This window comes from Streptomyces sp. NPDC049585, assembly GCF_040675615.1.
GTDB lineage: Bacteria > Actinomycetota > Actinomycetes > Streptomycetales > Streptomycetaceae > Streptomyces > Streptomyces luteosporeus.
In genome coordinates, this window is the sequence record NZ_JBFAPE010000003.1 from 165,871 (window position 1) to 192,709 (window position 26,839).

Below are 26,839 nucleotides of genomic sequence, written 5' to 3' on the forward strand. Positions count from 1 at the left end.
GCAAGGCAGGGCGGCTCATGTGCTCCGGACGGCGGCGCCGGGCGCGACCGGTCTTCTGTCGTGCGCCGCCGCCCGGAGGTTTCCGGGGCCACAGGGGCTCCTGTCACGGAAGTGGTTCGAACTCCCGCACGGAATCGATGTTCGGCCCATGCGGGGTGTTCGCCTCCCGGTCGATCATGATTTCGACGAGGACGGGCCGCGAGGTCGCCACCGCCTCCTTGCGGGCCCACTCGACGGCCGGCCGGATCTCCTCCGGCTTCTCCACCCGGCGGCCGGCGCAGCCGTACGCGGCCATCAGCGCCACGTTGTCGGTGCCCCGCTCGTCGTAGTGCACGTCGACTTGATAGTTCATGCGATAACCGACGGACGCCTGCCGGATCAGACCCAGGTACTCGTTGTTGAGCATGATCAGGACGAACGGGATGTCGTACTGGGCCGCCACCGCCAGCTCCTCCACCGTGTACTGGAAGCCGTAGTCGCCGACGATCCCCACCACCTCCGTGGCGCCCCGCCCCATGCCCCGCAGCGCCGTCTTCACCCCGATGGCCGCCGGCACCTCCCAGCCCAGGGGGCCGGCCTGCCCGCACACCTGGTAGTGCCGCGGCCGGTGGGCCCTTTGGTGCTGGCCGCCCCAGATCTGGTACAGGCCGATGGCGGTCACGAAGTACGTGTCCTCGCCGAACGCCTCGTTGATCTCCTTGTAGACGCGCGGCGCCTTCACGGGCACCTCCGCGAAGTCCTCCCGGCGGGTCAGGGTGCCCTTCAGGTGCCGGCACCGCTCCCGCCACGCCCGCCACCGCGACGGCGCCCGTACGCCCCGGCGCTCGGCCGCCTCCAGCAGCGCGGCGAGGAACAGCCGGGCGTCCGAGACGATGCCGAGGTCCGGCTCGACGACCCGGCCCAGCTGGCCGGGGTCGACGTCGACGTGCACGAACGTGCGCCGCCCCCGGTAGACCGCGAGGTCGTCACCGGTGTGCCGGTCGCCGAAGCGGGCGCCCACCGCCAGCACGAAGTCCGACTCCAGGAAGGAGGCGTTGGCATAGCGCTGGGACGTCTGGATGCCGGTGGTGCCCATGTTCAGCGCGTGGTCGTCCTCGACGACGCCCTTGCCCATCAACGTCACCTGGAACGGCACCCGCAGTCGCTCCACCAGCGCCCGCAATTCCGCCGCCGCCTCGGCCAGCACCACCCCGCCGCCCGCCAGCACCAGCGGCCGTTCGGCCGCCAGCAGCATCTCCAGCGCCGCCTCCACCCTCGGCGGGTGGGGGGCCGCCGTCCGCAGCGGCAGGGGCGCGTCCAGGCCCGCGTCGTAGTGGATCTCCCGCCGCGCCACGTCGAGCGGAATGTCGACCAGGACGGGTCCGGGGCGTCCCTCCCGCGCGATACGGAACGCCTCCCGGAAGGCCCACGGGACCTGCGCCGCCTCCTTGACCTGCACGGCCCACTTGGTGACCGGCCGCACCACCGCGGTGATGTCCACCGCCTGGAACGCCTCCTGGTGCAGCTTGCCGGAGACCGCCTGGCCGGTGACGCACACCATCGGAACCGAATCCGCGAACGCGGTGTACAGACCGGTCACCAGATTGGTGGCCCCCGGACCGGACGTCGCCAGAGCCACCCCGACCCGGCCGTTCGTCCGCGCCCAGCCGTCGGCCATGTGGGCGGCCCCCGCCTCGTGACGGACGATCAGGTGCGCGATCCGCCCGTCCACTTCCATGGCCTTGTACAGCGGCAGGATCGCCGCCCCCGGACAACCGAAGACAATGTCCACACCCTCGTCGCGCAGGATGTGCACGGCAGCCGCCATCGCCGGGACGATCGGCACGCTCACGACGCCTCCCCCTTTGGCGTGAGGCCCGAGAGCCGCTCCACGCCCCGCAGCAGGGCGGAATGGTCGAGCCCCCCGTCCCCCTGCGCCCGCGCCGCCGCCACCAGCGCCGCCACCAGACCCCCCAGCGGCAACGCCGCACTCACCTCGCGGGCGGCCGCCAGGACGATGCCCATGTCCTTGTGGTGCAGGTCGATCCGGAACCCCGGCGGGTAGGTGCGCGAAAGGAAGTTCTCCCGCTTGCGGGACAGGACGGCGGAGGCGGCCAGGCCGCCGCCCAGCACGTCGAGCGCGGCCGCGAGGTCGACCCCCGACTTCTCCAGCAGCACGACGGCCTCCGCACACGCCTGCAAGGTGGCGGCGACCACGAGCTGGTTGGCGGCCTTGACGGTCTGGCCGGTGCCGTGGGGGCCGCAGTGGGTGACGGTCGTGCCGAGGGCCTGGAGGAGGGGAAGGGCGGCGGCGAAGTCGTCGGCCTCGCCGCCGGCCATCACCGACAGCGTCCCCTCGACCGCCCCCGCCTCCCCGCCCGACACCGGCGCATCCAGCACGCGTACGCCGCGCGGGACGGCGGCGCGGGCGAGGGCCACGGCGGTGCCGGGGGAGACGGTCGACATGTCGATGAGCAGCGCGCCGCGGCGGGCGTGCTCCAGCACGCCGCCGTCCCCGAGGACGACGGCCCGCACCTCGGCGTCGGCGGGCAGCATCGTGACCACCACCTCCGCCCCGGCGACGGCCTCCGCCACGGAGGCGGCGGGAACGCCGCCACGGGCGGCGAGGCGGTCGAGCTTGTGCGGTTCGAGGGTGTGGCCGGTGACGCGGTAGCCGGCGGCGAGCAGGTTCTCGGCCATGGGGGAGCCCATGACGCCGAGGCCTATCCAGGCGACGGCGGGTTTTGCGGGGGCCATGCGGTGTCCTTTCGGTGGGGTGGGGTGCCCTGTCCCGCGCCCCTACGGGGCGCCGTGGTACGGCCAGGGCGGTCGGCGCAGCCACGTGAAGCGGTCCGCCGGCGCGGCCCGGTACTCGAGGCCGATCCAGCCGCCGTACCCCGCCTTCGCCAGCCGCGCGAAGACGTCAGGGAAGTCCAGCGAGCCGGACCCCGGCGCCCCGCGCCCCGGCGCGTCGGCGATCTGGACGTGGCCGGCCCGCGCCCCGTGGCGGGCGATGGCCTCGGCGAGGTCCTCGCCTTCCACCGCCAGGTGGTACAGGTCGAGGAGCAGGCGCGCGTTGTCCAGCCCGGTCACGGCGTTCACGCTGTCGGCGAGCCGGGCGGCCCGCGCCGAGGACGTGATGGGGTAGTGCGGTGATTCGGCCGAGTTGAGGGCTTCGATCAGCAGCACCGCTCCGACGTCGGCCGCGGCCCGTGCGGCGAGCGCGAGGTTTTCCAGGGCGAGTTCGTCCTGGTGACGTGGGTCGGCCCCTTCGACCCGGTTGCCGTACAGGGCGTTGAGGGCCCGGCATCCGAGGGTGCCGGCGAAGGCGGCGGCGATGCCGGTGTTGGCGCGGAAGCGTGCGGATTCCTCGCCGGGTACGCAGGCGGCGCCGCGGTCGGGCCCGGGCAGGCGGCCCGCGTAGAAGTTGAGCGCGACCAGCTGCGTACCGGCGCGTTTCAACGCCACTGCAAGAGCGTCGAGTTCGGTGCGGTCCGGTACGGGCGTGCCGGGCCAGGGCCACCACATCTCCACGGCCGTGAAGCCGGCGGCCGCGGCGGCCGCGGGGCGTTCCAGCAGGGGGAGTTCGGTGAAGAGCATCGAGAGGTTCGCTGCGAAGCGGTCCACCGGAAGCCGCCTCCTTCCGCTATGCGGAAATGGATTTCCGAAGATTCAAGCGTGTCTGCAGGCTGCCGCCGCCCCGCCGGCCTGTCAAGTACCGTGAACCCGTGCGACTGAGACTGGAGTTCACCACCGAGCCCTTCGACCTCGACGAGCCCCCGCCGCATGCCGTCGCCGCCCGTGACGCCGTGCAGCGCGCCGCGTTGGATGCGGTCGAGATCGGCCCGTTCGGCAACACCGTCGAGGGGGGCGCCGAGGGCGTCCTAGGGGCGTTGGACACGCTGCTGCGCGAGGCCCTGCAGGCCGGCGCCACGCGGGTGTCGCTGCAGGTCAACGTCATCAACGGGGAAGAGGCGGGCGGCCGTTGAGCGAGCATCCCTTCCGGTCGGCCCTGCGCCCCCTCGTCGACGCGCTGGGCGGGGACATGCTGGCGCCGGAGGAGGCCGGTGAGGACGACGTGGTGCTCTCCTGGGAGGGCCGTGAGGTCGTCGCCGTGCGGTTGCCGCACCTGTCGGCCTCGCTCGGCGGGATACTCGCCGAACTGGAGCGCCGGCACGGCGGGCCGCTGGCGGAGCTGGACCGTGCCACCAAGCAGGCGGTCGTGCGGAGTCTGGAGGCGCGCGGTGCCTTCGCGCTGCGGCACGGGGTGGAGACCGTGGCCGCCGCGCTCGGGGTGAGCCGCTTCACCATCTACAACTACCTCAACCGCCAACGGGCGGCCGAATGACCGGGGTTTATTCAACAAACTGTTGACGCAGTCCCCCGGAGGGCGTTAGCTGTCCGCACGCTCGTCCGACGCGCCACGGAGGTCTGCACCGTGACTGCGAGTTCGCCGCCGGGCCTGGCCCGGTTCAACGCGGCCGGGGAGGACGCCGCCCGCGCCGCCCTGCACGAGATCTGCACCAGCACCGCCTGGGTCGACGACGTCCTCGCCGGCCGCCCGTACCGCGACGCCGAGGAGCTGCTGACCGCCAGCGACGCGGCCGTCGCCCGGCTCGGCGGTGCCGCGCTGGCCGAGGCCATGGCCGGGCACCCGCCGATCGGCCGCCCCCGGCCGGGCGATGCCGTCTCCGCGCGGGAACAGCGCGGCATGGCGGACGCCCCCGCCGCCCTGCGGGCCGAGATGACCGCGCTCAACCTCGCCTATCAGGAGCGTTTCGGGCACGTCTTCCTGATCTGCGCCACCGGCCTGACGGCCGAGCAGTTGCGTGACGCGCTGCGCCGGCGCCTGGGCAACACCGCCGAGCGCGAGCGGGAGGTCCTGCGCGGCGAGCTGGCCGGCATCAACCGCCTCAGGCTGGCCCGCCTGGCCGTGCAATCGCCTGCTGCGGAAGGGACGGTACGGCCATGACCGGGCAGCCGGGGACGACCGTCTCCACCCATGTCCTGGACACCGCCGCGGGCCGCCCGGCCGCCGGTCTCGCGGTGGAGCTGAGCGCCCTGTGCGCCGGCCACTGGACCCCGGCCGGATCCGCCACGACCGACGCGGACGGGCGCTGCACGGGCCTCGCGCCCCTGCCGCCCGGCGCCACCGCCGCCCGGCTGCGCTTCGACGTGGCGGCCCGCCGTGCGGGCGCGGCCTTCTTCCCCGAGGTGACGGTGACCTTCGCCGTCTCGCCGGGCGAGCACCACCACGTACCCCTGCTGCTCAGCCCGTTCGGGTACTCCGTCTACCGAGGGAGCTAGCACCGTGATCCTGGGCCAGAACCAGTACGGCAAGGCCGAGACCCGCGTCGTGCGCATCACCCGCGACGGCCCCACCCACCACATCAAGGACCTCACCGTCTCGGTCGCGCTCTCCGGGGACATGGCCGACGTCCACCTGTCGGGGTCCAACGCCAACGTCCTGACCACCGACACCACCAAGAACACCGTCTTCGCCTTCGCCAAGGAACACGGCATCACCTCCGCCGAGCAGTTCGGCATCCGGCTGGCCCGGCACTTCGTCACCCACCACGACCCCGTCACCAGAGCGCGCATCCGCATCGAGGAGCACGCCTGGGGCCGCATCCCCACCGACGGCCCGAAGCGCCATTCCTTCGTCCGCGGCAGCCAGGAGACGCGCACGGCCCAGGTCACCCACGACGACGGCGGCTGGGAGGTGCTGACGGGCCTGAAGCACCTGACCGTCCTGAACTCCACCGACTCCGAGTTCACCGGCTACGCCAAGGACCGCTACACCACCCTGCCCGAGACCCGGGACCGCGTCCTGGCCACCGAGGTCCACGCGGTCTGGCGGCACGCCGCCGCGCCCGGTGACGCGGAACCGGACCCCGCCACCCCCTGGGACGGCTCCTACGAGCGGATCCGCGAGCACCTCCTGCAGGCCTTCGCCGCCACCTACTCGCTCTCCCTGCAGCAGACGCTCTACCGCATGGGGGAGCGCGTGCTCCAGGAGTGCCCCGGCATCGACGAGATCCGGCTGTCCCTGCCCAACAAGCACCACTTCCTCGTCGACCTCGAACCCTTCGGCCTGAAGAACGACAACGAGGTCTACTACGCCGCCGACCGGCCCTACGGGCTCATCGAGGCCACCGTCCTGCGCGACGGCGCCCGGCCCCGCATACCGGTCGACGTCACCAACCTCCCCTAGCCTGACCCCCGACCCTTGCGAGCACGAGGACGTCAGCCCATGACACCCCCCGCCCCCACGGAGCGCCCCACGGGCCGCATCGTCATCGAGAACTGTGCCGTCGCCACCGTCGACGCCGACGACACCGAACACGCCGTCGGGCACGTCGTCGTGGCCGGCAACCGGATCGAGTCCGTCGGCCCCGGCCCGGCCCCCGGCCACCTGGACGACGTCGTCCGCCGCGTGGACGGCACCGGCCACCTGGCCACCCCCGGCCTGGTCAACACCCACCACCACTTCTACCAGTGGCTCACGCGCGGCCTCGCCCAGGACGCCGCCCTCTTCGACTGGCTCGCCGCCCTCTACCCCGTCTGGGCCCGCATCGACGAGCCCATGGTGTACGAGGCCGCGCGCGGCTCGCTGGCCATGATGATGCGCGGCGGCGTGACGACGACCACCGACCACCACTACGTCTTCCCCCGCGGCTGCGGCGACCTCCTCGGCGCCGAGATCCGCGCCGCGCGCGAGCTCGGCGTGCGCTTCAGCCCCACCCGCGGCTCCATGGACCTCGGGGCCTCCGACGGCGGCCTGCCCCCCGACTTCGCCGTCGAGAGCACCGAGCAGGCCCTGATCGCCACCGAGGAGGCCATCGACACCCACCACGACCCCTCCTTCGACTCGATGCTGCGCATCGGCGTCGCCCCCTGCTCGCCCTTCTCCGTCACCACCGAGCTGCTGCGCGAATCCGCGGCGCTCGCCCGCCGCAAGGGCGTGCGCCTGCACACCCACGGCTCGGAGACCCTGCAGGAGGAGGACTTCTGCAAGGAACGCTTCGGCATGGGACCCACCGACTACTTCGAGTCCACCGGCTGGCTGGGCGAGGACGTCTGGATGGCCCACTGCGTCCACATGAACGACGCCGACATCGCCGCCTTCGCCCGCACCGGCACCGGCGTGGCCCACTGCCCCTCCTCCAACGCCCGCCTCGCCGCCGGCACCGCCCGCGTGCCCGCCCTGCTGGGCGCCGGCGTGCCCGTCGGCCTCGGCGTCGACGGCACCGCCTCCAACGAGTCCGGGGAACTGCACACCGAACTGCGCAACGCCCTGCTCGTCCACCGCCTCGCCGGCGACGAGCACGCCCTGACGGTGCGCCGGGCGCTGCGCCTGGGCACCCACGGCGGCGCCCGGGTGCTCGGACGGGCGGCGGAGACCGGCTCGCTGGAGGCGGGCAAGCTCGCCGACGTGGTGCTGTGGAAGCTGGACGGGCTCGGGCACTCCACCATCGCCGACCCCGTCGCCGCGCTCGTCCTCGGCCCGCCCGCGCCGGTGACCCTCTCCCTCGTCGACGGCCGGGCGGTCGTCGAGGACGGGCACCTGGTGACCGCCGACGAGGACGCCATCGCCCGCCGGGCGCGCGACGAGGCCCGGCGCCTGGCCCGCCTGGCCGCCGGCTGACCGGGCCGGGCGGGGCACCACGAGCCGCCGAGGGGGACGGCCCTCGGCCGGCGGGACCGGGGCGCGGCACCGCCGTGCCCCGGTCCTCGCGTGGCGGCTAGGGCGAAAACCCTCATTACGGGACAATCGGTACGATCGTCCGCCCGTGCCGAAGGGGTCCCGCCGTGGAGGAGCAACCAGAGGAGGGGAACGAGAAGGGGCAGAAGGAGAAGGGGAGGGAGGGGGAGAAGCGCGGATTCGTCTTCCCCAGCGCCCTGACCGTCCTCGCGGCCGTCACGGTCCTGGTGTGGATCGTCGCCTTCTTCATCCCCTCCGGCGCCTACGACCGCGGCCCCGACGGCAGCCCCGTCCACGGCACGTACCACCGCGAGGCCGCGCCCGGCGGCTTCGGCCACCGCCTCGGCCAGCTCTTCCTCGCCCCGGTCAACGGGCTCTACGGCGTGCGGGACCTCAAGACCGGCGAGGTCGCCCCCGACGGGGTGGGCGTGCTGTACGGCAGCGCCGCGGTGTTCCTCTTCGTCCTCGCCATCGGCGCCTTCATCACCGTCGTCTTCGCCACCGGCGCCCTCGACCGTGGCATCGAACGGCTCGCCCACCGGCTGCGGCACCGCGGCGGCCTGCTCATCGCCGCCGTCATGACCGTCTTCTCCCTGCTGGGCACCGTCGAGGGCTTCGCGGAGGAGACGCTCGGCTTCTACGGACTGCTGGTGCCGCTGATGCTGGCACTCGGCTACGACCGCATGGTCGCCACCGGCGCCATCATCCTCGGGGCCGGCGTCGGCGTCCTCGCCTCCACCGTCAACCCCTTCGCCACCGGGGTCGCCTCCTCGGCGGCGGGGGTCTCCCTCGGCGACGGCATCGGCCTGCGGTTCGCGATGTGGCTCGTCCTGACCGCCGTGACCATCGCCTATGTCGTCCGCTACGCCCACCGGGTGCGCACCGACCCGGATCGCTCGCTCGTCGGCTTCCGCGCAGGCGACCGCGAGCTCGCCGCCCAGGCCGAGGAGCCACCGGAGCTGACGGGGCTGCAGAAGGGCGTGCTCGTCCTGGTGACCCTGGTCTTCGCCTTCATGATCTTCTCGGTGATCCCCTGGGCGAGCGCACTGACGGGCCGGGCCGACGCCACCCCGTACGGCTGGGAACTCGACTGGTCCTTCGCCCAGCTGGCGGCGCTCTTCATCGCCGCCGCCGTGCTCGTCGGCGTGGTCGGGCGCCTGGGCGAGCAACGTCTGAGTGCGACCATCGTCCAGGGCGTCGCCGACTTCGTCTCCCCGGCCCTGGTGATCGTGCTGGCCCGCGGCATCACCGTGCTGATGACGAACGCCAAGATCATCGACACGGTGCTGCACTCCGTCGAGAGCGCGGTCAGCGGCGCGCCGGAGGCCCTCTTCGGCGTCATGGTCTACGTGGTCAACCTGCCGCTGGCCTTCCTCATCCCCTCCACGTCGGGCCATGCGACCCTGGCCATGCCGATCCTGGCCCCGCTGGCCCAGTTCGCCGGCGTCTCCCGGGCGGTGGTCGTCACGGCCTGGCAGGCGGCGAGCGGCTGGATGAACCTGTGGGTGCCCACCACCGCGGTGGTGGTGGGCGGCGTGGCCCTGGCCAAGGTGGGCTACGACAAGTACTTGCGGTTCGTGTGGCCGCTGCTGCTCATCCTGGCGGTTCTGATCTGCGGCTTCGTGGCCCTGGGCGCCATGGCCGAGCCGTAGGCCTGCCGCAGACCCCGGCAGCCGTCACTCCAGCCGTTCGTATGCCGGCAGCGTCAGGAAGTCGACGTACTCCTCGCTCAGGGCCACCTCCAGCAGGAGGTCGTGGGCCTCCTGCCAGGCGCCGTCCGCTCCCGCCTCCGCGAGTTCCTCGGCGGCCACCTTGCGCACGAGCGCGTCCGTCACCTTCTCGCCGGTGTCGAGCACGACGCCCGCGCGGACCCACTGCCACAGCTGCGAGCGGGAGATCTCCGCCGTGGCGACGTCCTCCATGAGGTTGAAGATGGCCACAGCGCCGATGCCCCGCAGCCACGCCTCGATGTAGCGCAGAGCGACCTGGACGGCGTTGCGCAGTCCGGCCGCGGTCGGCCGGGCGTCGAGGCCGCCCACGGCGAGCAGGTCGCCGGCGCTGACGCGGACGTCCTCGCGCAGGCGGTGCTTCTGGTGGGGGCGCTCGCCCAGGGCGGTGTCGAAGGCGGCGCGGGCGACGGGCACGAGGTCGGGGTGGGCGACCCAGGAGCCGTCGAAGCCGTCGCGGGCCTCGCGCTCCTTGTCGGCCCGCACCTTCTCCAGGGCGACGGCGTTGACCTCGGGCTCCTTGCGCGAGGGGATGAAGGCGGCCATGCCGCCGATGGCGTGGGCGCCGCGCTTGTGGCAGGTGCGCACGAGCAGGTCGGTGTAGGCGCGCATGAACGGCGCGGTCATGGTGACGGCGTTGCGGTCGGGCAGGACGAAGTCCTCGCCGGCGTCACGGAAGTTCTTGATGAGGGAGAAGAGGTAGTCCCAGCGGCCGGCGTTGAGCCCGGAGGCGTGCTCGCGCAGCTCGTGGAGGATCTCCTCCATCTCGTAGGCGGCGGTGATCGTCTCGATCAGGACGGTGGCCCGGATGCTGCCGCGCGGGATGCCGGCGTACTCCTGGGCGAAGAGGAATATGTCATTCCATAGCCGGGCCTCGTGGTGCGACTCGGTCTTCGGCAGGTAGAAGTACGGCCCCTTGCCCGCCGCGAGCAGGTGACGGGCGTTATGGAAGAAGTACAGGCCGAAGTCGACGAGGGCACCGGGAACGGCCCGGCCGCCGGCGGTCAGGTGGCGCTCGTCCAGATGCCAGCCGCGGGGGCGGGCCACGACGGTCGCGAGCTCGGCATCCGGCCGCAGGGCGTACGTCCTGCCCTCGGGGGTGGTGAAGTCGATGCGCCGCCGGTGGGCGTCGAGGAGGTTCAACTGACCGCTGATGACGTTGTGCCAGGTGGGGGCGGAGGCGTCCTCGAAGTCCGCGAGCCAGATCCGGGCGCCGGAGTTGAGGGCGTTGACGGTCATCCGGCGGTCGTCGGCGGGACCGGTGATCTCCACGCGCCGGTCCTCCAGGGCCGGCGGGGCGGGGGCCACCCGCCAGTGCGGATCCTCCCGGATGCCGGCGGTCGCGGGCAGGAAGTCCAGGCGTCCAGTGCGGGCGATCTCCGCCCGGCGTTCGGCGCGGCGGGCGAGCAGCTCGTCGCGGCGCGGGGTGAAGCGGTGGTGCAGGGCGGCGAGGAAGGCGAGGGCCTCGTCGGTCAGCACCTCCTCCTGCCGTGCCACGTGCGGGGCGCGGGTGACTGCCAGCGGGGACGGCGCTGGTACGGGCATGGGGCGCTCACTCCTTGGTGATCTCCGACAGTGTTCTCCGACCGGTGCAACCTGCCACCGGTGCACCTGCCACCGGTCAACCTCCCACCGGGGCAAGGGATCTGTGGAGAATAGATTTCTCATCGTGGAAGTTCAATGGTGCGCCGGGCCGTTCCGGCCGCCGGGGCGGTCCAGGAGGGCGAGGTCGGCCGGGGTGTCCACGTCGTCCGGGGCCGCGACGTCGCCGCACTCCACGAGCCGTACGGCGGCGGCATGCCGGTGCAGGTACACCCGCGCCCCGCGGTCCCCCTCGGCGGCCGCCGCCACGCCCGGCCAGTGCTCGCGCCCGAACAGCACGGGGTGCCCGCGCCCGCCGTCGTACGCGGCGGCCACCAGGCCCGCCCCCGCGCGGTGCGCGGCCAGGACGCGGGCCACCGCGGCGGGGCCGACGTACGGCTGGTCGACGAGCGTGACCAGCGCCGCGCCGGCGTCCGTCGCCGCCAGGGCCGCGAGACCGGCACGCAGCGAGGTGCCCATCCCGCGCGCCCAGTCGGGGTTGTCGATGCACCGGATCGCCGCCCCGGGCGAGGGCGCGAGGCGGGCCCGTACCTCCTGTGCGCCCGCGCCCAGCACGACCAGCACCGGGGAGCAGCCGCCGGCGTGCAGCACCCGGACCGCGTGGTCCACCAGGAGCCCGTCGCCGTACGGCAGCAGCGCCTTGGGGCGGCCGCCGAGCCGGCGGCCGCCGCCCGCGGCCAGCAGGAGCCCCGCGACCGCGGGAACAGGGGGTGCCGTCATGGCTCCTGCATACCGCACACACGGCCGGATGTGCGCTGTACGCCAGTTCGTCACCCGCACGCGAACGCGCAGCCTCAATTTCGCTGTGCGTGTGGCGCGGCGCACGGAAAGTGGCGTTAACTGATCCGGCGGGTGGGCGAGCGCACGGGAGGGGGGCAGTCGTGGCGGAAGGCGCCGTAGTGGTGGACGCGCAACGGGCGGGCCGGACCGGCGGGGAGCCGGATCCGAGGGTGGACCAGCTGGGCGCCGCGGTGTCCCGGATGCGCCGGGAACTCGCGGGCCACCCCGCCGCCCTGCCCGACCGGGACGTCGCCGAGGACGAACTCGCCGCCCTGGACGCGATGGTGCGCACCGGCGACCCCGACGTCTCCCGGTTGCGCCGCTCGCTGCTGCTGGTGGCGGGGGCCGTCGGATCCGTCAGCGCGCTCGCGCCGGCGCTGGGCGAGGTGCGGGCCGCGGTCGAGCGCTTCGGCTCCGCCGCGCCACAGGAGGGCGCGGCGCAGGAGGCGGGGCCGGCCGCGGGCGTCGAGGTGCCCAGGCCGCGCGAGGGGCAGTAGGCGCGCGGTCCCGTTCCCGCTGTCGGGCGTCAGGCGCCGGAACCGGCCAGTGCGGCCGACAGTTCCGCGGCGGCCTGCCGCAGCAGCGGCACGATCCGGTCCGTCGCCGCCTCGGTGACCCGGCCCGAGGGGCCGGAGATGGAGATGGCCGCGGAGGTGGGCGAGTCCGGCACCGGCACGGCCAGGCAGCGCACGCCGATCTCCTGCTCGTTGTCGTCGACGGCGAAGCCGTCCTCGCGCACCCGGGCGAGCTCCTCCAGGAAGGTGTCCGGGGTGGTGATGGTCCGCTCGGTCGCCGCCGGCATGCCGGTGCGGGCCAGCAGGGCGCGCACCTCCGCGTCCGGGGACTGGGCCAGCAGCGCCTTGCCCACGCCCGTGGTGTGCGGCAGGACCCGGCGCCCGACCTCGGTGAACATGCGCACCGAGTGCCGGGAGGGCACCTGGGCGACGTAGACGACCTCGTCGCCGTCGAGCAGGGCCATGTTCGCCGTTTCGCCGGTCTCGTCCACCAGCCGGGCCAGGTGGGGACGGGCCCAGGTGCCCAGCAGCCGGGCGGAGCTCTCGCCGAGCCGGATCAGCCGGGGGCCGAGCGCATAGCGCCGGTTGGGCTGCTGCCGGACGTATCCGCAGGCCACCAGCGTGCGCATCAGCCGGTGGATGGTCGGCAGCGGCAGGCCGCTGCTCGCGGACAGCTCGCTCAGCCCGACCACGCCACCGGCGTCGGCCATCCGCTCGAGCAGGTCGAAGGCTCGCTCGAGGGACTGGACTCCACCGCTGCTGGCTGCGGTTCGGGGCTCGGCGGACGGGGGCACGGCGCTCCTTCCGGGGGAATGGGGGCAGAAGCCTACCGGCCATCCGAGGTACCGCCGACCGGTTTCTGGCTTGTGAAATATAGCTTCCGTGTCCCGGAAAAGCCTTGACGGGGTGGAAGGGGCCCAGGAGACTGCGGGCGAGCGGCGTGCAACGAAATGTTGAACCCCTTCCCCCGGCTTGTCGAGAGGCGGACCGTGGAACTCCTCCTGCGATCGACCCGCGTGGTGACGCCGGACGGCACCGGCCCCGCCGCCGTCGCCGTCACCGGCGGCCGGATCGAGGCCGTCCTGCCGTACGCCACCCCGCCCGGCGGCGCCACCCGCGTCGAGGACTTCGGGGACGACGTGCTGCTGCCCGGGCTCGTCGACACCCATGTGCACGTGAACGACCCCGGGCGCAGCGAGTGGGAGGGCTTCCCCACCGCCACCCGGGCTGCCGCCGCGGGCGGCATCACCACCCTCGTCGACATGCCCCTCAACAGCCTGCCGCCCACCACCACCGTGGCCCACCTGCGGCGCAAGCAGGCCGCCGCGCGCGGTCGGGTGCACGTGGACGTCGGCTTCTGGGGCGGGGCGCTGCCCGCCAACCGCGGTGACCTGCGGCCGCTGCACGACGCCGGGGTCCTCGGCTTCAAGTCCTTCCTCTCCCCGTCGGGCGTGGAGGAGTTCCCGCACCTGGCGCCCGGTGACCTCGACGCCGTCGCCGCCGAGGTCGCCGGCTTCGGCGGGCTGCTGATCGTGCACGCCGAGGACCCCGGCCGCCTGGCCGGCGCCCCGCAGCCCGGCGGCCCGCGCTACGCCGACTTCCTCGCCTCCCGGCCGCACGACGCCGAACGCGACGCCGTCACCTCGCTGTTGGCGGCCGTCCGGCGGCACGGCACGCGCGTGCACGTGCTGCACGTCTCCTCGGCCCGGGTGCTGCCCGTACTCGCCGGGGCGCGGGCGGCGGGCCTGCCCGTGAGCGCCGAGACCTGCCCGCACTTCCTCACCCTCACCGCCGAGGAAGTCCCCGACGGAGCGACCGAGTTCAAGTGCTGCCCGCCCATCCGGGAAGCCGCCAACCGCGAGGAGTTGTGGAGCGGGCTGGCCGCAGGCACGCTCGACTGCGTCGTCTCCGACCACTCGCCGTGCACCGCCGACCTCAAGGTGCCCGACTTCGCCCGCGCCTGGGGCGGCATCTCCTCCCTGCAACTGGGCCTGCCCGCCGTGTGGACCGAGGCCCGGCGCCGCGGGCACGGCCCCGGCGACGTCGCCCGCTGGATGGCCACCGCCCCCGCCGCCCTCGCGGGCCTGCACACCAAGGGGGCCATCGCCCCGGGCCGCGACGCGGACTTCGCCGTCCTCGCCCCCGACGAGACCTTCACCGTCGAGGCGGCCGGGCTCCACCACCGCAACGCCGTCACCGCCTACGCGGGGCGCACACTGCACGGGGTGGTCCGCTCCACCTGGCTGCGCGGGCGCCGGATCGCCGACCACGGCACCCCCCTGACCGAACCCACCGGCCGACTCCTGGAGCGTGCATGAGCAGCGCACCGCGCCACCTCCCGACGTTCACCGGCAACGCCCGTCCGTACGCCGGCGGCGACCCGTACGCCGACTACCGCGGCGCCGAGGCCGACTTCGGCTTCACCCACCTGCCCGACCTCGCCGACCGGCGGCTCGGGGCATCCGTCGTCGCCGCCAACGACGAGTTCTTCGCCGACCGCGAGAACCTGCTCGTGCCCGGCCCCGCACGGTTCGACCCCACCGCGTACGGGCCCAAGGGCAAGGTGATGGACGGCTGGGAGACCCGCCGCCGGCGCGGTGCGTCCGCCACCGCCCCGCACCCCGCGGACGACGACCACGACTGGGCGCTCGTCCGGCTCGGCGTGCCCGGCACGGTGCACGGCGTCGTCGTCGACACGGCCCACTTCCGCGGCAACCACCCGCAGGCGGTCGCCCTGGAGGGCACCGACCTGCCGGGCACGCCGGGCGTGGCCGACCTCCTCGCCGACGACGTGCCATGGACGCAGCTGGTGCCGCGCACACCCGTCGGCGGCCACGCGGCCCACGGCTTCCCGCTCGACGGGCGGCAGCGCTTCACCCACCTGCGTCTGAAGCAGTACCCCGACGGCGGCATCGCCCGGCTGCGGGTGCACGGCGAACCGCTGCCCGATCCCGCCTGGCTCGCGGCCCTGGACACCTTCGACCTCGTCGCGCTGGAGAACGGCGGCATGGTGGAGGAGGCGTCCGACCGCTTCTTCTCGGACCCCCTCAGCACCGTCCTCCCCGGCCGCTCGCGCGCGATGGGCGAGGGCTGGGAGACCCGCCGCCGCCGCGACGACGGACACGACTGGGTGCGCTACCGGCTGACGGGACGTGCGCGGATACGGGCGGTGGAGATCGACACGGGCCACTACAAGGGCAATGCGGCGGGGTGGGCCGACCTGTCGGTCCTCGACACCGCCACCGACGCGACCTGGCGGCAGATCGTGCCCCGCGTACGCCTGGAGCCCGACGCGGTGCACAGGATCGTGCCGCAGGACGCCGCGGTGGGCACGCACGTGCGCCTGGACATCCATCCGGACGGCGGCATAGCGCGCCTGCGGGTGCACGGTTCGCTGACGCAGGGCTGAGCCGGCGCCCCTGACGGGGCGCTGCATGATCCGCCCGACCGGCCCTAGTGGCAGATGGGCCGGCGCGCGCCGTCCTTCATCTCGAAGACGGGGGAGGAACACCCCGCGGGGCACGGAGGCGGGAACGCAGCGGCGTTGACCTTGCGCTCCGGCGGATGGTTGCACACCGAGCAGTACCAGCAGGGCGGCTGCCCCGGCGTCATGTCCCACCACAGGGGGTTGTGGCAGCGATTGCACCGCACCGGTGCGGGCTGGCTGTACGGCTCTGGCGACATGGCCGCCATCGTGGCGCGGCGCAGCACGCGGCGTCCGGACTTCGGTGATCCAGCACCCGCCCGTGTGGTGCGGGCGCGCGACGTCAGGGCACCTCCAGCGTGCGCCAGAACAGGGCCTCGTACTCCTGCAGCAGCCGCCCGTAGCGGTGCGCCCGGTCCTGCGACAGGTGGCCGTCGACCAGCCCCGTGCCCACGGCCGCGAGGGCCCGTTCGGCCGCCTCGGGGTCGGGCGTGCCGAAGAGGTCGAAGAAGCCGCACGCCTCGTCGTCGAAGCCGTAGTGCTCCCGCAGGGCGAGGGCCACGGTGGCGCAGTAGTCGCCCCAGGCGGCGAAGTTCGCGGTCAGTGCGAGGGCCGCGTCCACGGGCTCGGCGTTCAGGGCGAGCCAGGCCACGTACGCCGGGTACGCCTGGCAGCCGGCCCGTGGCTCGTGGGCCCGTACGGCCGCCTCGTCCAGGCCGCACGCGCGGGCGAGCGGGGCGAGGCGGGCGTACGCGGCGTCCTCGCCGTGCACGAGGTGGTCGAAGAAGGCGACGACGGCCGGCCCGCCCAGAGGGGTGGCCCGCCGGGCGAGGTGCTCGAAGCTGCGGCGGTCGGCGGGGACGACGTGGTGCTGTTCGAGTGCGAGGGCGGCCACGGCCGCCAGCGGCGCCCGGCCCGCGGCGATCCGGGCGACCAGGCGGTTGTCCTGAGCCCGCGGCGCGAGCGCGCGGACGGCTTCGTCGACGACTTCCCGGGCGGTACGGGCCATGGCAGCCAGCGTAGCGAGGCCTATACGGCGCCGCCCAGATAGAACAGCAGGAACATGAAGGCGGCGATGAAGTGGACGGCGACGAGGTAGATGAAGACGCGGACCGTCATGCCCATGGGGGCGCGGTCCTCCTCGTGGAAGCTCATGGCAGTGCCCTCCGGTCGGATGCGGCCTCTCCCAGGCACAGCCCGGCGACGCCGCTCTGCATCAGCGTGTGCACGAACAACAGGTCCGCCCCGCCGGGCGAGTCGGCGGCGATGCGGTGGGGGGTCAGCGAGTCGAAGTGGGCGGCGTCGCCCACCTCCAGCAGGTGGGTGGCATCGCCCAGGACCAGCCGCAGCCGGCCGCGGGTGACGTGGAGCCATTCCTCGCCGGGGTGGACCCGCACCAGTTCCTCCTGGCCGCCGCCGTGGTACGGCACGTGCAGCCGCAGCGCCTGCATGGCGCGCCCGGAGCCGCCGGCCCGCCAGTAGGTCCAGCCGCCGGCCTCCTGGGGCGCCATGCGCTCTGCGCGTACGATCGGATCGGACGCTGCGGTGACCTCGCCCAGCAGGTCGGAGACGGTGGTGCCGTAGGCGCGGGCCAGGGAGAGCAGCACCGGCAGCGACGGCGTGCGCTGTCCGGTCTCCAGCCGGGAGAGGTGGGCGGGGGACAGGCCCACCCGGGCGGCGGCCCCCTCCAGGGTCAGGCCGCTGCGCCGGCGCAGGTCGCGCAGGTGCGGGGCGACGAGCGGCAGGACGTGCCCGGTGTCGGGTTCGCCGGGGGAGGCGGGTGGTGGCGACATGCTTCCGGTATAGCCACCAAGTTGTCCAGGGGGCAAAATCTTTGCCTCTGAGGCAAATATTCCGCCGCCGTCCGGTGAACGGCAAGGTAAGTTTCCGGACATCTCTTGACGTGACATGCGCACGGCGAGAGATGCTGTGGTCATGTCAACCCCCCATCGTTTTGCGCGCCTCGGCGCCGTCGCCGCCCTCGCCGCCACGCTGCTGACCGCCACCCCCGCCCTCGCCGCGCCCGCCGCGCCCGCCCAGGTCACCCGGGTCGCCGCCGCGAGCAGTGTCGGGGACGTCTGCTACTCCGAGCTGCCCTCGCAGGCCCACGACACCCTGCGGCTGATCGACAACGGCGGCCCGTTCCCGTACCCCAAGGACGGCGTCGTCTTCTCCAACCGCGAGGGCGTCCTGCCGTACCAGAACAGCGGCTACTACCACGAGTACACCGTCATCACCCCGGGCTCCCGTGACCGCGGCGCCCGCCGCATCGTCACCGGCCGCGGCGCGCACGAGGACTACTACACCGGCGACCACTACGAGACCTTCGACCTGGTCGACTTCGGCTGCTGAGCCATCGCGGCCGCCGGCCGGCCGCCGCCCGCACGGGCGGCGGCTTTTGCGTTCCCCGACTGTACCTACTGGTATGTACGATACGATCATGAGTACCTCGGAACGCCTCATCGAGAGCACCCGCGAGCTGCTGTGGGAGCGCGGGTACGTCGGCACGAGCCCCAAGGCCATCCAGCAGCGCGCCGGCGCCGGCCAGGGCAGCATGTACCACCACTTCTCCGGCAAGCCCGACCTCGCCCTGGCCGCCATCCGGCGCACCGCCGACGAGATGCGCACCGCCGCCGAGACATGGCTGGGCGGGCCGGGCACGGCCCTGGAACGGATCACCGCGTACCTGCGGCGCGAGCGCGACGTGCTCAAGGGCTGCCCGATCGGACGCCTCACCCAGGACCCCGACGTCATGGCCGATCCCGTGCTGCGCGCCCCGGTCGACGAGATGTTCGCCTGGGTGCGCGAGCGGCTCGCCGAGGTGCTCGCGCAGGGGCGGGACGCGGGGGAGTTCCCCGCCACGCTCGATCCGCAGGCCACGGCCTCGACCGTGATGGCGGTGCTCCAGGGCGGCTACGTCCTCGCCCGGGCCGCGAACTCCCCCGAGCCGTTCGCCCGCGCCGTCGACGGTGTGCTCGGCCTGCTGGCCGCACAGGCCACGGCCTGACCGTCCCGCCGCCGAACGACAGCGTTAACCGAACGCCAGCGTTACCGAACGACAGCGTCAGCGAACGACAGCGTCAGCGAACGACAACGAGGAGAACGCCTCCCGTGTACGCCATGCAGTACGAGATCGCCCTGCCCGCCGACTACGACATGGGCATCATCCGCAACCGGGTCGCGGCCGGCGCCCACATACTCGACGACCGGGACGGCCTGGGGCTGAAGGCCTACCTCGTCCGCGAGCGCACCGCCGACGGGTCCCCGGTCAACCAGTACGCGCCCTTCTACCTGTGGCAGGACACCGGCGCCATGAGCGACTTCCTGGTCGGCGGGGGCGGATTCCAGCGCATCGTCGCCAGCTTCGGCCGACCCGCCGTCCGGCACTGGACCGGCGTGGCCTGTGCGGGCGGACCGGCCCGCGGCTGCGTGCCGAAGGCCGCCTCTCGGCAGCTCACGCCCCTGCCGGCCGACACCGACCCCGCGGAGGCGGTCGCCGAGGCGCTGGCCGGGCTGGCCGAACTGGCCCGTACGGCGGGGGTGCACACCGCCGCCGTCGGCGTCGACCCCCGCGACTGGCAGCTGCTGCGATTCGTGCTGTGGCAGGAGGCCGTGCCCAAGAGCGAGGCCGGCGAGCGCTACCAGGTGCTGCACCTGTCCGATCCCCACCTCCGGGAGATCACCGACCACTGACGCCTGCTCAACTCCCCCTACCGGCGCGTAAGGTGAACTCTGAACGGACGTTCGCCCGAACAAAGACGCCCAGGGGGATGGCATGGTGACGACATTGCTGCAGGAGCAGGACGGCGTCGTCGATCTGGCGGCGATGGGCGCGGCGTTCGCCCGCGACCCGTACCCCGTGTACGCCGCGCTGCGCGAGCGCGGCCCCGTGCACCGGGTGCGGATGCCGGAGGGGCCGGTGTGCTGGCTGGTCGTCGGCTACGACGAGGTGCGCACCACCCTCAACGACCCCCGGCTCTCCAAGCGGTGGGACAACCGCTCGGCCGGCCTGGGCATCGAGATGGTGGCGGCCGGCCCGCACATGCTCGGTTCCGACCAGCCGGACCACACCCGGCTGCGCAAGCTGGTCGCCAAGGAGTTCACCCCGCGCCGGGTGGAGGCGATGGCGCCCCGCGTGCAGGAGATGACCGACGAGCTCCTCGACGCGATGCTCGCCTCGCCGGGCCGCCGCGCCGACCTGGTCGACGCGCTGTCCTTCCCGCTGCCCATGGGCGTCATCTGCGAGCTGCTGGGCGTGCCGGACCTCGACCGCGAGGCGTTCCGCGGATGGACGGCCACCGCGGTGGGCTCGGCGCCGCCGGCCGAGAAGGCCGCCTCCGCCCGGGAAGTCGCCGCCTACCTCGCCCGGCTGGTCGCCGCCAAACAGGCCGACCCGGGGGAGGACCTGCTGAGCGCACTGATCCGCACCACGGCCGAGGACGGCGACCGGCTCTCCTCCGAGGAGCTCATCGGCATGGCCTGGATCCTGCTGGTCGCCGGCCACGAGACGACGGTCAACCTCCTGACCAACGGCGTGTTCGCCCTGCTCACCCACCCCGAGCAACTGGCGGCCCTGCGGGCCGACGCCGGCCTGTACGAGAGCGCGGTCGAGGAGATGCTGCGCTACGACGGGCCGGTGGAGACCTCCACGTACCGCTTCACCACAGAACCCGTCGAGATCGCCGGCACCGTTGTGCCCGGCGGCGGCGAGCTGGTGCTCGTCGCACTCGCCGACGCCGACCGGGACCCGGCCCGCTTCCCCGACCCCGGCGGCTTCGACATACGCCGCGACGCGCGCGGTCACGTGGCCTTCGGGCACGGCATCCACTACTGCCTGGGCGCGCCGCTGGCCCGCCTGGAGGCCCGGATCGCCCTGCGCTCGCTGCTGGAGCGCTGCCCGGACCTCGCCCTGGACTGCCACCCGGACGCGCTGACCTGGCGCGAGGGCCTGCTGATGCGGGGGCCCCTGCGCCTGCCGGTCCGCTTCTAGCGGGTCTCCTGCGGAAGTGCTGCGCCCCGTAAGGGGCGCGGGGCAGTGTCGATCTGCGGCTGCCGCCGCGTGGGCGCGATCGGCCACCGGCGGCCCGCGGCCGGGGCGCAGCACGGCACTTCGTCTGCGGGCACGCTGTGGCTTGTCGCGCAGTTCCCCGCGCCCCTTGCGGGGCGCCCGGCCCCGGCCGCGGGGCCGCTATGTCCGGACATCCTGACCTCACGACTTCCCGTCATCAGGTCCTGGAGCTACGCTCCCTCCGTGGCGAAGCAGCATCCCCTCCGGTTCACCCTCGACCGCGGCAGTCCGGTCCCCCTGTACTTCCAGCTCTCCCAGCAGCTGGAGGCCGCCATCGAGCGCGGCGAGCTCGCGCCCGGGAGCCTGCTCGGCAACGAGATCGAGCTCGCCGGGCGACTGGGCCTGTCCCGGCCCACCGTCCGGCAGGCCATCCAGTCGCTCGTCGACAAGGGCCTGCTGGTGCGCCGCCGCGGCGTGGGTACCCAGGTCGTGCACAGCCAGGTCAAGCGCCCGCTGGAGCTGAGCAGCCTCTACGACGACCTGGAGGAGGCCGGCCAGAAGCCCGCCACGCAGGTCCTGCGCCACAGCCTCGAACCCGCCTCCGCCCGGGTCGCCTCCGCCCTCGGGGTCGCCGAGGGCACCGAGGTGGTGCTGATCGAGCGGCTGCGGCTGGCCCACGGCGAGCCGATGGCCCACCTGCGCAACCACCTGCCCGCCGGGCTGCTCGACCTGGACGAGGAGACCCTCGCCGCGACCGGCCTGTACCGCCTGATGCGCGGCGCCGGCATCACCTTGCACAGTGCCCGGCAGACCGTCGGCGCCCGGGCGGCCACCGCCGCCGAGGGCGCGCTGCTGGCCGAGCCCGCCGGGGCGCCGCTGCTGACCATGGAGCGCACCACTTTCGACGACACCGGGCGGGCCGTGGAGTTCGGCTCGCACCTGTACCGCGCCTCGCGTTACGCCTTCGACTTCCAGCTCCTGGCCCGGTCCTGAGCGGCCGGGCCGCGGTGCCGGCCCGCGCTGTCAGTCAGTAAGAATGTTCTGACAAAGTATTGACGCCGTGTGGCCTGCGCCACTACAACTCCACGGACAGGAAGCGGCCCGCACGCCGCCGCCGACGCCCCGGCCGACAGCGGTGACGGATGGTGACGGATACTTGGGCGGTTGGGTCCGTGGAACGAGGGACCCGGCCGCACCGTGACAGACAGTGAGAAGGGCAAGTCCTCGTGGCAAGGGTTCGGACAGGCGTACGCGCGGTGAGTGCCGTGCTGGCAGCGGTGCTCGGCGCCACTCTGACGGGGTGCAGCAGTACGGGCGGCAAGCGCGCCGAGGAGCGGGCGGCCAAGGCGGCCCAGGGCCGCGCGGCGGTCGACACTCCCCGGTGGACCTTCGCGATGGTCACCCACTCGGGCGATGGCGACACGTTCTGGGACATCGTGCAGAACGGTGCCAAGCAGGCGGCGGCCAAGGACAACATCAAGTTCCTCTACGCCCATGACGTCGAGGGCAACAAGCAGGCGCAGAGCGTGCAGGCCATGATCGACCAGAAGGTCGACGGCCTGATCGTCACCCTCGCCAAGCCCGACGCCATGAAGGACGTCGTCGCCAAGGCGGAGAAGGCCGGCATCCCGGTGATCACGGTGAACTCGGGCTCCGACAAGTCCAAGGAGTTCGGTGCCCTGACCCACATCGGCCAGGACGAGGTCATCGCCGGCGAGGCCGTCGGCGAGCAGCTCAACCAGCGCGGGAAGAAGAAGGCCGTCTGCGTCCTGCACGAGCAGGGCAACGTCGGCCACGAGCAGCGCTGCGAGGGTGTGAAGAAGTCCTTCAAGGGCCAGGTGGACAACCTCTACGTCGAGGGCACCAACATGCCCGCCGTCCAGTCCTCGCTGGAGGCCAAGCTGCAGTCCGACAAGGACGTCGACGCCGTGGTCACCCTGGGCGCCCCCTTCGCGCCGACCGCGGTCAAGGCGGCCCAGCAGGCCGGCAGCAAGGCCGAGGTCGACACCTTCGACCTCAACGCCAAGGTCGCCGCCGGCCTGCAGGACGGCTCCCTCGGCTTCGCCGTCGACCAGGACCCGTACCTCCAGGGCTACCAGGCCGTCGACCTGTTGTGGCTGTACAAGTACAACCGCGACATGCTCGGCGGCGGCCGCCCGGTCCTGACCGGCCCGCAGATCGTCACCAAGGACGACGCGAAGACCCTGGCCGAGTACACGAAGCGGGGCACCCGATGACGACAGCGACCACCACCGGGGCGGACGAACGCCTGATGACCCGGGGCTGGACGCGCCGCCTGATCGGCCGCCCGGAGCTCGGCGCGGTCGTGGGCGCGGCGGCGGTCTTCGCCTTCTTCTCGTTCGCGGCCGAAACGTTTCTCAAGACCTCCAGCCTCTCCACCGTCCTGTACGCGTCCTCGACGATCGGGATCATGGCGGTGCCCGTCGCGCTGCTGATGATCGGCGGCGAGTTCGACCTGTCGGCCGGTGTCATGGTCACCAGCTCGGCCCTGGTCTCGTCGATGTTCAGCTACCAGATGACGGCTAACGTCTGGGTCGGCGTCGGGGTCTCGCTGCTGGTCACCCTGGCCATCGGCTTCTTCAACGGCTTCATGCTCACCCGCACCAAGCTGCCCAGCTTCATCATCACGCTGGGCACCTTCCTGATGCTCACGGGCCTGAACCTGGGCTTCACCAAGCTCGTCAGCGGCACGGTCTCCACCAAGACCATCGGCGACATGGAGGGCTTCCCCTCCGCCCGCGCCGTCTTCGCCTCCCACTTCACGATCGCCGGCGTCGACCTGCAGGTCACCGTCCTGTGGTGGCTCGGCCTGGTGGCCCTCGCCACCTGGATCCTGCTGCGCACCCGCGCCGGCAACTGGATCTTCGCGGTCGGCGGCGGCGCCGACGCCGCCCGCGCGGTCGGCGTCCCCGTCAACCGCACCAAGATCGGCCTGTACATGGCCGTGGCCTTCTGCGCCTGGATCTCCGGCCAGCACCTGCTGATGTCGTACGACGTCGTGCAGTCCGGCGAGGGCGTGGGCAACGAGTTCCTGTACATCATCGCGGCCGTCATCGGCGGCTGCCTGATGACCGGCGGCTACGGCTCGGCCATCGGCTCCGCGGTCGGTGCGTTCATCTTCGGCATGACCAGCAAGGGCATCGTGTACGCCCAGTGGAACCCCGACTGGTTCAAGTTCTTCCTGGGCGCGATGCTGCTCCTGGCGACCCTGCTCAACGCGTGGGTCCGCAAGCGCGCGGAGGCGAGCAAATGACGGCGCTGATCAAGCTGACCGACGTCAGCAAGTACTACGGCAACGTCCGCGCGCTCGAAGGCGTCTCCCTGGAGGTCCACCCCGGCGAGATCACCTGCGTCCTGGGCGACAACGGCGCCGGCAAGTCGACCCTCATCAAGATCATCGCGGGTCTGCACCGGCACGACGCCGGCAGCTTCGAGATCGAGGGCGAGGAGGCCGCCCTCGCCTCCCCCCGCGAGGCCCTCGACCGCGGCATCGCCACCGTCTACCAGGACCTCGCCGTCGTCCCCCTGATGCCGGTCTGGCGCAACTTCTTCCTCGGCTCCGAGCCCGTCAAGGGCGCCGGCCCCTTCAAGCGCCTGGACGTGCGCACCATGCGCGAGACCACCCGGGCCGAGCTGCTGCGCATGGGCATCGACCTGCGCGACGTCGACCAGCCCATCGGCACCCTCTCCGGCGGCGAGCGGCAGTGCGTGGCCATCGCCCGCGCGGTGTACTTCGGCGCCAAGGTCCTCGTCCTGGACGAGCCGACCGCCGCGCTCGGCGTCAAGCAGTCCGGCGTCGTCCTGAAGTACATGGCCGCGGCCCGCGACGCCGGCCTCGGCGTGGTCCTCATCACGCACAACCCCCACCACGCCTACCTCGTCGGCGACCGCTTCGTGCTGCTCAAGCGCGGCGCCATGGCCGGCAGCCACACCAAGGCGGAGATCGCCCTCGACGAGCTCACCCGGCAGATGGCCGGCGGCAGCGAGCTGGAACAGCTCAGCCACGAGCTGGAGCGGGCCCCCGTGCCCGACGTCGTCGGCGGCAAGCGCTTCGACGCCGCGGAGAAGGCGGCGGAGAAGACCGCGGAGAAGGCGGCGGAGAAGGCGGCGGAGAAGGCGGAGAAAAACGCGGGGAAGAAGGCCGAGAAGGCGGAAAAGGCCGAAAAGGAGAGCTGAAGCTCCCCTTCCGCAGCGGGGGTGACCTCCCGGCCACGGGCCCGGAGGTCACCCCCGCTGTTTGGCGGGGCACCTCGCCGGTGAGGCACAATCGGCCAGGACCGACGAAAAGACCGAGGCCACGGCCTCACGAGAGCATTCCAGGGGCGACAGTCGCGATGAGCATGTACCGGGAGCGGGTCCACCGGGGCACCGGCAGAGCGACCGTGCTCCGCACGGTCGGCACACGCGAGCGGCGCTCGCACCTCACCGCCCCCCGCGTCCCCACCGTCGGCATCGACATCGGCGGCACCAAGGTCATGGCCGGAGTCGTCGACGCCGACGGCAACATCCTCGAGAAGCTGCGCACCGAGACCCCGGACAAGTCCAAGAGCCCCAAGGTCGTCGAGGACACCATCGTCGAGCTCGTCCTCGACCTCTCCGACCGCCACGACGTGCACGCCGTGGGCATCGGCGCCGCCGGCTGGGTCGACGCCGACCGCAACCGCGTCCTGTTCGCCCCCCACCTGTCCTGGCGCAACGAGCCCCTGCGCGACCGCATCGCCGGCCGGCTCGCCGTGCCCGTCATGGTCGACAACGACGCCAACACCGCCGCCTGGGCCGAATGGCGCTTCGGCGCCGGCCGCGGCGAGGACCACCTCGTCATGATCACCCTCGGCACCGGCATCGGCGGCGCCATCCTGGAGGACGGCCAGGTCAAGCGAGGCAAATTCGGGGTCGCCGGCGAATTCGGCCATATGCAGGTCGTCCCCGGCGGCCACCGCTGCCCCTGCGGCAACCGCGGCTGCTGGGAGCAGTACTCCTCCGGCAATGCCCTCGTGCGCGAAGCCCGCGAACTGGCCGCCGCCGAATCCCCCGTCGCCTACGGGATCATCGACCGCGTCGGTGGGCACGTCCCCGACATCACCGGCCCCCTGATCACCGAGCTCGCCCGCGAGGGCGACGCCATGTGCGTCGAGCTCCTGCAGGACATCGGCCAGTGGCTCGGTGTCGGCATCGCCAACCTCGCCGCCGCCCTCGACCCCTCCTGCTTCGTCATCGGCGGCGGCGTCAGCGCCGCCGACGACCTGCTCATCGGCCCCGCCCGCGACGCCTTCCGCCGCCACCTCACCGGCCGCGGCTACCGTCCCGAGGCCCGCATCGTCAAGGCCCAGCTCGGCCCCGAGGCCGGCATGGTCGGCGCCGCCGACCTCGCCCGCCTCGTCGCCCGCCGCTTCCGCCGCGCCAACCGGCGCCGCGCCGAACGCTACGAGCGCTACTCCCGGGCCGGCCGGGGGTGAGCGCCGTGCACCATACCGAGCAGCCCGTCCCCTGGCGCGGCCCGCGCTGGGTCAAACCCGTCGTCGTCTTCCTGCTGATCGCCATCCCCGCCGGCTACCTCTACATCTCCGCGATGCAGAGCCGCAGCGGCAGCCAGTCCAAGCGGGAGGAGGCCGCGGCCACCGGCCTGGAGCCGGGCTGGCCCTCCCGCACGCAGCGCCGCATCTACGGGATAACGGTGCCGCCCTACGCCCGGCACGTCGCCTCCTTCGAGACCAACTCGTGGAAGGCCAGCTCGCTGTACCTGCGCTTCACCACCACCCGCAGCGCCCTCGACACCTGGCTCCGGCAGATCGGCACCGACGCCTCCGCCCTGCGCGACGGCGAGGTGCCCATCGACGAGGACGAGGCCGCCGTCGTCGGCTGGAAGTTCACCGGCGGCCACCACTGGCAGGGCGCCGTACGCAACCAGGACAAGCCCAAGCCGAACTTCGAGATCGTCGCCAACATGGACGACCCCGAGCGGCCCCGCGTCTACGTCGTCTCCACCACCACCCCCTGACACCACCGCCGCGAGGGGCGGCTGCGAACCGCAGCGCCCGCGCGCCGAAGGGGGCAAGTTCAGGAGAAGGGCAGCGGCAG

Annotated in this window: 30 protein-coding genes; 20 read left to right on the top strand and 10 right to left on the bottom strand. The window is 73.1% G+C overall.

Translation table 11 applies throughout. From position 1 onward, the window contains the following. Positions 1–103: 103 nt before the first annotated feature. From gcl to AB0K17_RS05060, 3 genes are read right to left on the bottom strand one after another with little or no spacing between them, the layout of a single operon-like run. Entirely contained in the window at positions 104–1,831 is a 1,728-nt protein-coding gene (gene gcl / locus AB0K17_RS05050; RefSeq protein WP_365982132.1) for a glyoxylate carboligase, read from the bottom strand. Beyond that, positions 1,828–2,736, bottom strand: a complete 909-nt coding sequence (locus AB0K17_RS05055) for a 2-hydroxy-3-oxopropionate reductase (RefSeq protein ID WP_365966149.1) — start codon at positions 2,734–2,736, stop codon at positions 1,828–1,830. The genes gcl and AB0K17_RS05055 overlap by 4 nt, the downstream gene beginning before the upstream one ends. Positions 2,737–2,778: 42 nt before the next feature. Next, the gene (locus AB0K17_RS05060; RefSeq protein ID WP_365966222.1) at positions 2,779–3,579 is read right to left on the bottom strand and encodes a TIM barrel protein; all 801 of its coding nucleotides are present in this window, start codon (positions 3,577–3,579) and stop codon (positions 2,779–2,781) included. A gap of 128 nt (positions 3,580–3,707) precedes the next feature. Here AB0K17_RS05060 and AB0K17_RS05065 point away from each other — a divergent pair, with 128 nt between their 5' ends. The 7 genes from AB0K17_RS05065 (at position 3,708) to AB0K17_RS05095 (ending at position 9,336) form a co-directional block, all read left to right on the top strand. Further along, positions 3,708–3,968, top strand: a complete 261-nt coding sequence (locus tag AB0K17_RS05065) for a hypothetical protein (RefSeq protein WP_344437167.1) — start codon at positions 3,708–3,710, stop codon at positions 3,966–3,968. 56 nt (positions 3,969–4,024) lie between these two features. Continuing rightward, positions 4,025–4,327 carry a helix-turn-helix domain-containing protein gene (locus AB0K17_RS05070; RefSeq protein ID WP_365966223.1) on the top strand — a complete coding sequence of 101 codons (303 nt, stop codon included), beginning with the start codon at positions 4,025–4,027 and terminating at the stop codon, positions 4,325–4,327. Between the two features lie 90 nt (positions 4,328–4,417). Continuing rightward, entirely contained in the window at positions 4,418–4,951 is a 534-nt protein-coding gene (gene uraD / locus AB0K17_RS05075) for a 2-oxo-4-hydroxy-4-carboxy-5-ureidoimidazoline decarboxylase (RefSeq protein WP_365966150.1), read from the top strand. After that, a complete protein-coding gene (uraH, locus tag AB0K17_RS05080) occupies positions 4,948–5,286 on the top strand; it encodes a hydroxyisourate hydrolase (protein ID WP_365966151.1) in 339 nt (112 codons plus the stop codon). Before uraD ends, uraH begins: the two co-directional genes overlap by 4 nt. A gap of 4 nt (positions 5,287–5,290) precedes the next feature. Then, positions 5,291–6,193: a factor-independent urate hydroxylase gene (gene pucL, locus AB0K17_RS05085; RefSeq protein WP_365966152.1), complete on the top strand. Its 903-nt coding sequence runs from the start codon at positions 5,291–5,293 to the stop codon at positions 6,191–6,193. 39 nt (positions 6,194–6,232) lie between these two features. Continuing rightward, positions 6,233–7,627, top strand: coding sequence for an 8-oxoguanine deaminase (locus tag AB0K17_RS05090; RefSeq protein ID WP_365966153.1), 1,395 nt, complete (start codon positions 6,233–6,235; stop codon positions 7,625–7,627). 254 nt (positions 7,628–7,881) lie between these two features. Next, positions 7,882–9,336 (top strand): YfcC family protein, encoded by a 1,455-nt coding sequence (locus AB0K17_RS05095; protein ID WP_365966224.1) that lies wholly within the window; start codon positions 7,882–7,884, stop codon positions 9,334–9,336. A gap of 24 nt (positions 9,337–9,360) precedes the next feature. On the opposite strand, the gene aceB is transcribed toward AB0K17_RS05095, so the two are convergent. Continuing rightward, a complete protein-coding gene (aceB, locus tag AB0K17_RS05100) occupies positions 9,361–10,956 on the bottom strand; it encodes a malate synthase A (protein ID WP_365966154.1) in 1,596 nt (531 codons plus the stop codon). A gap of 132 nt (positions 10,957–11,088) precedes the next feature. Next, positions 11,089–11,733 carry a nucleotidyltransferase family protein gene (locus tag AB0K17_RS05105; protein ID WP_365966155.1) on the bottom strand — a complete coding sequence of 215 codons (645 nt, stop codon included), beginning with the start codon at positions 11,731–11,733 and terminating at the stop codon, positions 11,089–11,091. Between the two features lie 182 nt (positions 11,734–11,915). On the opposite strand from AB0K17_RS05105, the gene AB0K17_RS05110 reads away from it, so the two are divergent. Further along, positions 11,916–12,290: a DUF5955 family protein gene (locus AB0K17_RS05110; RefSeq protein WP_365982133.1), complete on the top strand. Its 375-nt coding sequence runs from the start codon at positions 11,916–11,918 to the stop codon at positions 12,288–12,290. A 29-nt stretch (positions 12,291–12,319) separates the two neighbouring features. On the opposite strand, the gene AB0K17_RS05115 is transcribed toward AB0K17_RS05110, so the two are convergent. After that, a complete protein-coding gene (locus AB0K17_RS05115) occupies positions 12,320–13,102 on the bottom strand; it encodes an IclR family transcriptional regulator (RefSeq protein ID WP_365966157.1) in 783 nt (260 codons plus the stop codon). A gap of 195 nt (positions 13,103–13,297) precedes the next feature. Between AB0K17_RS05115 and allB the strand changes: the two genes are divergently transcribed. Together allB and alc are read left to right on the top strand one after the other, a co-directional pair. Further along, entirely contained in the window at positions 13,298–14,626 is a 1,329-nt protein-coding gene (allB, locus tag AB0K17_RS05120; protein WP_365966158.1) for an allantoinase AllB, read from the top strand. Next, the gene (gene alc, locus AB0K17_RS05125; protein WP_365982134.1) at positions 14,623–15,717 is read left to right on the top strand and encodes an allantoicase; all 1,095 of its coding nucleotides are present in this window, start codon (positions 14,623–14,625) and stop codon (positions 15,715–15,717) included. Before allB ends, alc begins: the two co-directional genes overlap by 4 nt. Before the next feature lie 44 nt (positions 15,718–15,761). Here the strand turns inward: alc and AB0K17_RS05130 are convergent, their stop codons facing one another. The 4 genes from AB0K17_RS05130 to AB0K17_RS05145 form a co-directional block, all read right to left on the bottom strand. After that, a complete protein-coding gene (locus AB0K17_RS05130; RefSeq protein ID WP_365966160.1) occupies positions 15,762–15,992 on the bottom strand; it encodes a hypothetical protein in 231 nt (76 codons plus the stop codon). 83 nt (positions 15,993–16,075) lie between these two features. Continuing rightward, positions 16,076–16,741 (bottom strand): transcriptional regulator, encoded by a 666-nt coding sequence (locus AB0K17_RS05135; RefSeq protein ID WP_365982135.1) that lies wholly within the window; start codon positions 16,739–16,741, stop codon positions 16,076–16,078. A gap of 20 nt (positions 16,742–16,761) precedes the next feature. Beyond that, positions 16,762–16,887, bottom strand: coding sequence for a DUF6126 family protein (locus tag AB0K17_RS05140; RefSeq protein ID WP_344437179.1), 126 nt, complete (start codon positions 16,885–16,887; stop codon positions 16,762–16,764). Continuing rightward, positions 16,884–17,525 carry an XRE family transcriptional regulator gene (locus tag AB0K17_RS05145; protein ID WP_365982136.1) on the bottom strand — a complete coding sequence of 214 codons (642 nt, stop codon included), beginning with the start codon at positions 17,523–17,525 and terminating at the stop codon, positions 16,884–16,886. Before AB0K17_RS05145 ends, AB0K17_RS05140 begins: the two co-directional genes overlap by 4 nt. Before the next feature lie 142 nt (positions 17,526–17,667). Here AB0K17_RS05145 and AB0K17_RS05150 point away from each other — a divergent pair, with 142 nt between their 5' ends. The 10 genes from AB0K17_RS05150 to AB0K17_RS05195 all read left to right on the top strand — a co-directional run bounded on the left by AB0K17_RS05150 (position 17,668) and on the right by AB0K17_RS05195 (position 26,759). Next, positions 17,668–18,084: a ribonuclease domain-containing protein gene (locus AB0K17_RS05150; RefSeq protein WP_365966163.1), complete on the top strand. Its 417-nt coding sequence runs from the start codon at positions 17,668–17,670 to the stop codon at positions 18,082–18,084. 88 nt (positions 18,085–18,172) lie between these two features. Beyond that, positions 18,173–18,739, top strand: coding sequence for a TetR/AcrR family transcriptional regulator (locus AB0K17_RS05155; RefSeq protein ID WP_365966164.1), 567 nt, complete (start codon positions 18,173–18,175; stop codon positions 18,737–18,739). Between the two features lie 104 nt (positions 18,740–18,843). Next, a complete protein-coding gene (locus AB0K17_RS05160) occupies positions 18,844–19,425 on the top strand; it encodes a DUF4865 family protein (RefSeq protein WP_365966166.1) in 582 nt (193 codons plus the stop codon). 82 nt (positions 19,426–19,507) lie between these two features. Further along, entirely contained in the window at positions 19,508–20,722 is a 1,215-nt protein-coding gene (locus AB0K17_RS05165) for a cytochrome P450 (RefSeq protein WP_365966167.1), read from the top strand. 261 nt (positions 20,723–20,983) lie between these two features. Continuing rightward, positions 20,984–21,733, top strand: coding sequence for a GntR family transcriptional regulator (locus tag AB0K17_RS05170; RefSeq protein ID WP_365969309.1), 750 nt, complete (start codon positions 20,984–20,986; stop codon positions 21,731–21,733). Between the two features lie 272 nt (positions 21,734–22,005). Beyond that, positions 22,006–22,977: a sugar ABC transporter substrate-binding protein gene (locus tag AB0K17_RS05175; RefSeq protein ID WP_365969315.1), complete on the top strand. Its 972-nt coding sequence runs from the start codon at positions 22,006–22,008 to the stop codon at positions 22,975–22,977. Next, complete coding sequence (locus AB0K17_RS05180; RefSeq protein WP_365969308.1) at positions 22,974–24,014, top strand: ABC transporter permease; 1,041 nt, start codon at positions 22,974–22,976, stop codon at positions 24,012–24,014. The genes AB0K17_RS05175 and AB0K17_RS05180 overlap by 4 nt, the downstream gene beginning before the upstream one ends. Further along, positions 24,011–24,937, top strand: a complete 927-nt coding sequence (locus AB0K17_RS05185; protein ID WP_365982137.1) for an ATP-binding cassette domain-containing protein — start codon at positions 24,011–24,013, stop codon at positions 24,935–24,937. Before AB0K17_RS05180 ends, AB0K17_RS05185 begins: the two co-directional genes overlap by 4 nt. Positions 24,938–25,095: 158 nt before the next feature. Next, on the top strand, positions 25,096–26,217 hold the full coding sequence (locus AB0K17_RS05190; RefSeq protein WP_344437191.1) for an ROK family glucokinase: 1,122 nt from the start codon (positions 25,096–25,098) through the stop codon (positions 26,215–26,217). 5 nt (positions 26,218–26,222) lie between these two features. Next, a complete protein-coding gene (locus AB0K17_RS05195; RefSeq protein WP_365969306.1) occupies positions 26,223–26,759 on the top strand; it encodes a hypothetical protein in 537 nt (178 codons plus the stop codon). Positions 26,760–26,839: the final 80 nt, after the last annotated feature.

What these genes read in the sequence shown, in the direction of transcription:
- AB0K17_RS05055 (WP_365966149.1), bottom strand. Translation starts at nt 2,736, where the DNA reads ATGGCCCCCGCAAAACCCGCCGTCGCCTGGATAGGCCTCGGCGTCATG.
- AB0K17_RS05060 (WP_365966222.1), bottom strand. Translation starts at nt 3,579, where the DNA reads ATGCTCTTCACCGAACTCCCCCTGCTGGAACGCCCCGCGGCCGCCGCG.
- AB0K17_RS05070 (WP_365966223.1), top strand. Translation starts at nt 4,025, where the DNA reads ATGCTGGCGCCGGAGGAGGCCGGTGAGGACGACGTGGTGCTCTCCTGG.
- uraH (WP_365966151.1), top strand. Translation starts at nt 4,948, where the DNA reads ATGACCGGGCAGCCGGGGACGACCGTCTCCACCCATGTCCTGGACACC.
- AB0K17_RS05090 (WP_365966153.1), top strand. Translation starts at nt 6,233, where the DNA reads ATGACACCCCCCGCCCCCACGGAGCGCCCCACGGGCCGCATCGTCATC.
- aceB (WP_365966154.1), bottom strand. Translation starts at nt 10,956, where the DNA reads ATGCCCGTACCAGCGCCGTCCCCGCTGGCAGTCACCCGCGCCCCGCAC.
- AB0K17_RS05105 (WP_365966155.1), bottom strand. Translation starts at nt 11,733, where the DNA reads ATGACGGCACCCCCTGTTCCCGCGGTCGCGGGGCTCCTGCTGGCCGCG.
- alc (WP_365982134.1), top strand. Translation starts at nt 14,623, where the DNA reads ATGAGCAGCGCACCGCGCCACCTCCCGACGTTCACCGGCAACGCCCGT.
- AB0K17_RS05130 (WP_365966160.1), bottom strand. Translation starts at nt 15,992, where the DNA reads ATGTCGCCAGAGCCGTACAGCCAGCCCGCACCGGTGCGGTGCAATCGC.
- AB0K17_RS05135 (WP_365982135.1), bottom strand. Translation starts at nt 16,741, where the DNA reads ATGGCCCGTACCGCCCGGGAAGTCGTCGACGAAGCCGTCCGCGCGCTC.
- AB0K17_RS05140 (WP_344437179.1), bottom strand. Translation starts at nt 16,887, where the DNA reads ATGAGCTTCCACGAGGAGGACCGCGCCCCCATGGGCATGACGGTCCGC.
- AB0K17_RS05145 (WP_365982136.1), bottom strand. Translation starts at nt 17,525, where the DNA reads ATGTCGCCACCACCCGCCTCCCCCGGCGAACCCGACACCGGGCACGTC.
- AB0K17_RS05150 (WP_365966163.1), top strand. Translation starts at nt 17,668, where the DNA reads ATGTCAACCCCCCATCGTTTTGCGCGCCTCGGCGCCGTCGCCGCCCTC.
- AB0K17_RS05155 (WP_365966164.1), top strand. Translation starts at nt 18,173, where the DNA reads ATGAGTACCTCGGAACGCCTCATCGAGAGCACCCGCGAGCTGCTGTGG.
- AB0K17_RS05165 (WP_365966167.1), top strand. Translation starts at nt 19,508, where the DNA reads ATGGTGACGACATTGCTGCAGGAGCAGGACGGCGTCGTCGATCTGGCG.
- AB0K17_RS05180 (WP_365969308.1), top strand. Translation starts at nt 22,974, where the DNA reads ATGACGACAGCGACCACCACCGGGGCGGACGAACGCCTGATGACCCGG.
- AB0K17_RS05185 (WP_365982137.1), top strand. Translation starts at nt 24,011, where the DNA reads ATGACGGCGCTGATCAAGCTGACCGACGTCAGCAAGTACTACGGCAAC.
- AB0K17_RS05190 (WP_344437191.1), top strand. Translation starts at nt 25,096, where the DNA reads ATGAGCATGTACCGGGAGCGGGTCCACCGGGGCACCGGCAGAGCGACC.